General features: G+C 68.7%; 7 protein-coding genes. 6 read left to right on the top strand and 1 reads right to left on the bottom strand.

Going from position 1 to position 4,722, the window contains the following annotated elements; all coding sequences use genetic code 11:
• From LOY02_RS17895 to LOY02_RS17870, 6 genes are all read left to right on the top strand, one after another.
• Positions 1-273 (top strand): hypothetical protein (locus LOY02_RS17895; protein WP_317183726.1); only part of this gene is annotated, 273 nt, incomplete at its 5' end.
• Entirely contained in the window at positions 270-1,580 is a 1,311-nt protein-coding gene (locus LOY02_RS17890) for a 2-hydroxyacyl-CoA dehydratase family protein (protein WP_317183725.1), read from the top strand. The genes LOY02_RS17895 and LOY02_RS17890, both read left to right, overlap by 4 nt.
• A 12-nt stretch (positions 1,581-1,592) precedes the next feature.
• The gene (locus LOY02_RS17885) at positions 1,593-2,558 is read left to right on the top strand and encodes a PaaX family transcriptional regulator C-terminal domain-containing protein (RefSeq protein ID WP_317183724.1); all 966 of its coding nucleotides are present in this window, start codon (positions 1,593-1,595) and stop codon (positions 2,556-2,558) included.
• A 259-nt stretch (positions 2,559-2,817) separates the two neighbouring features.
• A complete protein-coding gene (locus LOY02_RS17880; protein ID WP_317183723.1) occupies positions 2,818-2,943 on the top strand; it encodes a hypothetical protein in 126 nt (41 codons plus the stop codon).
• Positions 2,940-3,596: an ABC transporter permease gene (locus tag LOY02_RS17875; RefSeq protein ID WP_317183722.1), complete on the top strand. Its 657-nt coding sequence runs from the start codon at positions 2,940-2,942 to the stop codon at positions 3,594-3,596. The genes LOY02_RS17880 and LOY02_RS17875 overlap by 4 nt, the downstream gene beginning before the upstream one ends.
• A 52-nt stretch (positions 3,597-3,648) precedes the next feature.
• Complete coding sequence (locus LOY02_RS17870) at positions 3,649-4,260, top strand: dihydrofolate reductase family protein (RefSeq protein WP_317183721.1); 612 nt, start codon at positions 3,649-3,651, stop codon at positions 4,258-4,260.
• A gap of 268 nt (positions 4,261-4,528) precedes the next feature.
• On the opposite strand, the gene LOY02_RS17865 is transcribed toward LOY02_RS17870, so the two are convergent.
• A partial coding sequence (locus LOY02_RS17865) for a hypothetical protein (RefSeq protein WP_317183720.1) occupies positions 4,529-4,722 on the bottom strand: 194 nt, incomplete at its 5' end.

The following is a 4,722-nucleotide window of genomic DNA, read 5'->3' as shown; positions in this document are numbered from 1 at the left end:
CGGGTCTACCGCGACAACGGCCCCACCCCGCAGCGGGCGAGCATCGAGAGGCGCGCTCGGCACACCGCAGAGGCGGCCAAGCACGCCAGGGCCGACCTGATCCTCTCCTATGTGAGGGACCGCGACGACGCACCCCTGTGGGACTACGCGGCCCAACAACGACAGGTGGACGTTCCGATGGTGCTGGCACGGAACCAGCACTATTCCGCCCTGGACACCGACGCCATGAGGCGGGCCCTCTCGACTCCGGGACGAACGGGAGCCTCGGCATGACGTCCTCCGCGCGCCCGGCTCGGACGGACCGGCTGCGAAGTGCCCGCCGGGCGTTGAAGCACCAGCGGGAGTGGTTCGTCGAGCTCCATGAGCGCGCTCGCGCCGGGGAACGGATCGCGCTGGTCAACGCCGACACACCCCACGAGCTGCTGCGGGCCTTCGATGTCCCCTATGTGGTCAACCAGTGGTGGGCCTCCATCGCGGCATCCCAAGGCGGCGCGCAGCGCTACCTGGACCTGGTGGCCATGGAGGGCTATCCCCGCGACTCCGAGCAGTACAACGCCATCGGACTGGGTAGCCTCTTTGATCCGGACCCCGCAACGGCCCCCTGGGGTGGGCTGCCGAAGCCCTTCCTGATCCTCGGTGAGCTGACCGGCGATGTGTCGGGAAAGGTGTTCGAGGCGTGGGCAACCGATCCCGACATCACCTTCTTCCCGCTCGAGTCCGCCGCCGAACCTCTCGTGGCTGACGCGAACTGGTGGGACACCCTCTCCACCGACTGGGAGCGTCTGACCGGACCGGACCGGATCGACCTCATGGTCGCCGAAATGCATGAGCTCATCGCGCTGCTGGAGGCGACGACCGGGAAGAAGTTCGACCCCGCCAAGCTCGCCCGGATCATGGATCTCGGGAACGAGCAGGCCGACTGGAACCGGCGTACTCGTGACCTGCTGGCCAAGACGACGCCCTGCCCCGTCGCCATCAACGACAGCATTCCCGCAGTCATGATCCCGCAGTGGCACCGGGGCACGGAGTGGGCGCGCGACGCCGCGCGCCGCCTGTTCGAGGAGGTGCAGGCGCGCATCGACGTCGGGTACGCCCTGGCGGAACCCGAGAGGTACCGGCTCATGTGGATCGGGCGCGGACTGTGGTTCGACCTGAACTTCTACCGTCACTTCGAGCAGACCTACGGAGCGGTGTTCGTGTGGTCCATGTACCTGTCCATCGCCGCGGATGGGTACGCGCGCCGGGGGAGCAACCATCTGCGCGCGCTCGCCAGCCGGTTCATCGGCTTCCATGAGCATCTGTACGTGCCTCCGATGTCGGCGGAGTGGTACGTCAACCAGGCCTTGACCCACGGGGTCGACGGCGTGGTCCACCTGGTCTCCGACGATCCTCGTGGCAGCTGGGCGACAACCCGTGCGCTGCGGGCCGCGGGCGTGCCGGTGCTTGAGATGCACGCGGACAACGCGGACGAGAGCACGTACGACGTCCAGGCTTTCCGGCAGACCGTGGCGGACTGGTTGGATGGGGAGGTCACGACGTCATTGGGCGCGCGTGGCCGACGCTGGGAACACAGACGTTAGGAACACACGAACGTGACCAGTCCCTCAGGACGGCTGAACCTGCCAAGATCCACCACCGGCCGGGAGCCGCAGTACATCCTCATCACTCTGCTGGGTGACTACTGGTACGGCCGTCCGGAGCCCCTGCCGTCGGCGGCGCTGGTGGGTCTGCTCGCCGAGTTCTCCATCAGCGAGGGCAATGCCAGGCAGGCCATGCGCCGGCTGACCAACAGGGACCTGCTGGATCAGCACAAGGTCGGCAGGACCACGTTCTACTCGGTTCCCGAGCGCATCCGCGAGCACCGTCCCCAGCGGATCCGCCGCGCTCTGGATTTCGGCCGCCCGCTCGACGACTGGGACGGGCTGTGGACCGTCGTCGCGTTCTCGATCCCCGAGAGGATGCGAACCAAACGGCAGCTGTTGAGGTCACGGCTGAAGTCGCTGCACATGGCCTGCCTGCACGGCGCAATCTGGGTGTCACCGCACGACGTGGTGGCCCGCGTCGAGCACGCGTTGCAGGAACTGGACATCGAGGATGCCACGGTCATGCGGTCGTCCATCGAGGGCCCGGACGGGGCCAAGGACTGGGGGGCGCTCTTCCGGCTGGACGAGCTGGGCGAGGCCTATCGGGGGTGGGCGCGGGAGTGGAAGCCGCTCCTGGCTACCGTTTCGAAGGGTGGACTGGTCGGACGGGATGCCTTGGTGACCAGGACGACCGTTCTCAGTGAGTGGCTGTCGTTCCGCGTCACCGATCCGAACCTCCCGTCGGAGCTCTTGCCGGACGCGTGGCCGCGGGTCGAGGCCCGGGAGATCGCCTTGGCCATCTACGACGGGCTGGGGGAGAGAGCAGCGCGTCACTTCTGCTCGGTCCTGCGCAGGTACGACCGGAACTTGGCTGACCTGGTGGTCTACCACACGTCGAGTGGGGTCAACCGCAACCCCTTTGGGGCCGCGCCCATGGACCTGCATGAACACAGCGGTGACGGCGTGGGGACGTGACCGTCGACGAGTTGTCCGGGCGCTCGATCGCCTGCTGGGCGCCTACCGCGAGCTCGGCGTGACGCCGGACGGTTGGACAGGATCAAGGGCGGACGTCTGGGCGCTGGTGCGCGCCTGTCGTCGAGGTCCTCGGCGATCGTTCGACGCCGGTGCGGGTCGCCGCGGAGCTCGTCCGGATGGGCGTGGTGCCGGACGACTTCACCATCGTGAGGCCCTCGCTCGAGGACGTCTTCGTCACCCTCACCGCGGGGGTCCGCTCATGACCTCGACGACCGCCACCAGCTCATCACCGCGGACGCTGCTTGCGGTGACCTCCATGGAGGGGAGACTGCTCACCCGCGAGTGGGCCCCGATGCTCTTCGCCTTCGTCTCCCCCCGCTCATGATGCTCGTGCTCGCCGGGGTCTTCGCCGGTGACGCGGACCCGGCCTACGGAGGCACGAACGGGACGGACTACTACGTCGCCTCCTACCTCCCGGTGCCCATGGCAGCGGTGGCGCTCATCGGTCTCCCCACTGCGCTCGCCTCCTACCGCGAGCTCGGCATCATCAGACGCTTCGAGGCCTCCGGTCTCAGCCTGCTCAACGTGGTCGGTGCCCAGGCGTTCGTGACCGCCGTCCTCGTCGTCCTCGGAGCGGCTCTGGTGCTCCTCGCTGCCGGCCCGATCTATGGGATCCCGGCCGTCGTGGACCTCGCCGGGGTCATCGTGTGCTTTCTCCTCGGGATGGTGACCATGCTGAGTCTCGGCGTCGCCTTCGGCCTCGCAGCGCGCACGGCGCGGTCGGCGCAGGCCCTCGGACTGCTCGCCTTCATGCCGATGTGGCTCCTCGGCGGCGGCGGCCCGCCGCCGGCAGTGATGACCGATGTGATGCAACGCGTCTCCGATGTGCTCCCGATGTCGCATGTCACGGCCGCAGTGCGGAATGCCTGGCTGGACACGGGTGACGTCGGTGGCCACGTCCTCGCGGTGTCGCTGTGGCTCGGCCTGGGGCTCACGGCCTGCGCCTGGTTGCTCCGCCGTCGCCCGGATCGTCCCTGATGCCGGGGCAGCCTCCGTCATGCCCAACCCTCACAGAAGCGAGGGACCCTCCATGAGCAAGGTCATCGCAGGCATCACCACCTCCGTCGACGGCTACGTTGCTGGGCCGGACGACGGACCGGGACGCGGGCTGGGGACAGGGGGTGAGCGGTTGCACCACTGGGTCTTCGGCGGGCCGTGGACCTACGACGAGGGCCCGCGGGGGGAGGCAACCGCCGAGGACAAGGTCTGGCTGGAGTCGGTCATGGCGCGCGTGGGAGCCGTGGTCGCCGGCCGGGGTACCTACGAGGCGTCCGAGCGCTGGGGCGACCGCAACCCGTGGCCCGTCCCGCTGTTCGTCGTCACCCATCGCCCGCATGAGCAACCAGACGCAGGAAAGGGATTCACCTTCGTCGGTGACCTCGCTACCGCCATCGCCCGGGCCAAGCAGGTGGCTGGCGACCTGGACGTCCACCTCATGGGCGGCGCCGACGCCATCCGCCAGGCCCTCGCCGCCGGCCTGGTCGACGAGCTGACGATGATCATCGCCCCAGTGATTCTCGGAGGCGGCAAGGGCCTCTTCGACGGCTTCGAGCTCGATCTCGACCTCGAGCACCTCGGCGTGCGTCAGTCGGCCCATGCCACCTTTGTCGACTACCGCGTGGTGCCCCCCTTGCGCGACTGAGTGCCACGCCGGGCGCGGCGACGCGCGGACCCAGCTCAGCGGCATACTCCAAGGTCGTGGTCGTATGCCGCTGAGCCGGGCGGCGCTCGGACGCGACGTCAGCCGCTGACTGGGTCAAGGGCGAACGGCCAGCCGGTCCCACGTCGATGGCGCCACCCCGCGTGACCGCAGCTGATGCTGCGGGCCCACTGACCGCTTCCGGCGGGTGGCGGTCGGGGACGGCGGAGGGTCCCCGGCTCGCTGCCGGGGACCCTCCGTCACGATGCGGTCAGTTCTTCGACCAGTAGGTCACCGCGTTGTGGGCATTGACGATGCCGTCGCCGTAGAACCCGTTGAAGTCCTCGTCCCCGACGCACTCGGCGTTGTAGGACGGCGGAATCGGGGCGGCGTAGTCGTACACGCCACCCCCGCCCGGGCAGGCCTTGTCACGGGCGCTGTCCATGAGGATCTTCTTGGTCGTGT

This window comes from Intrasporangium sp. (genome assembly GCF_032907665.1).
Lineage (GTDB): Bacteria > Actinomycetota > Actinomycetes > Actinomycetales > Dermatophilaceae > Intrasporangium.
This window is presented reverse-complemented; position numbering and strand designations above follow the sequence as displayed.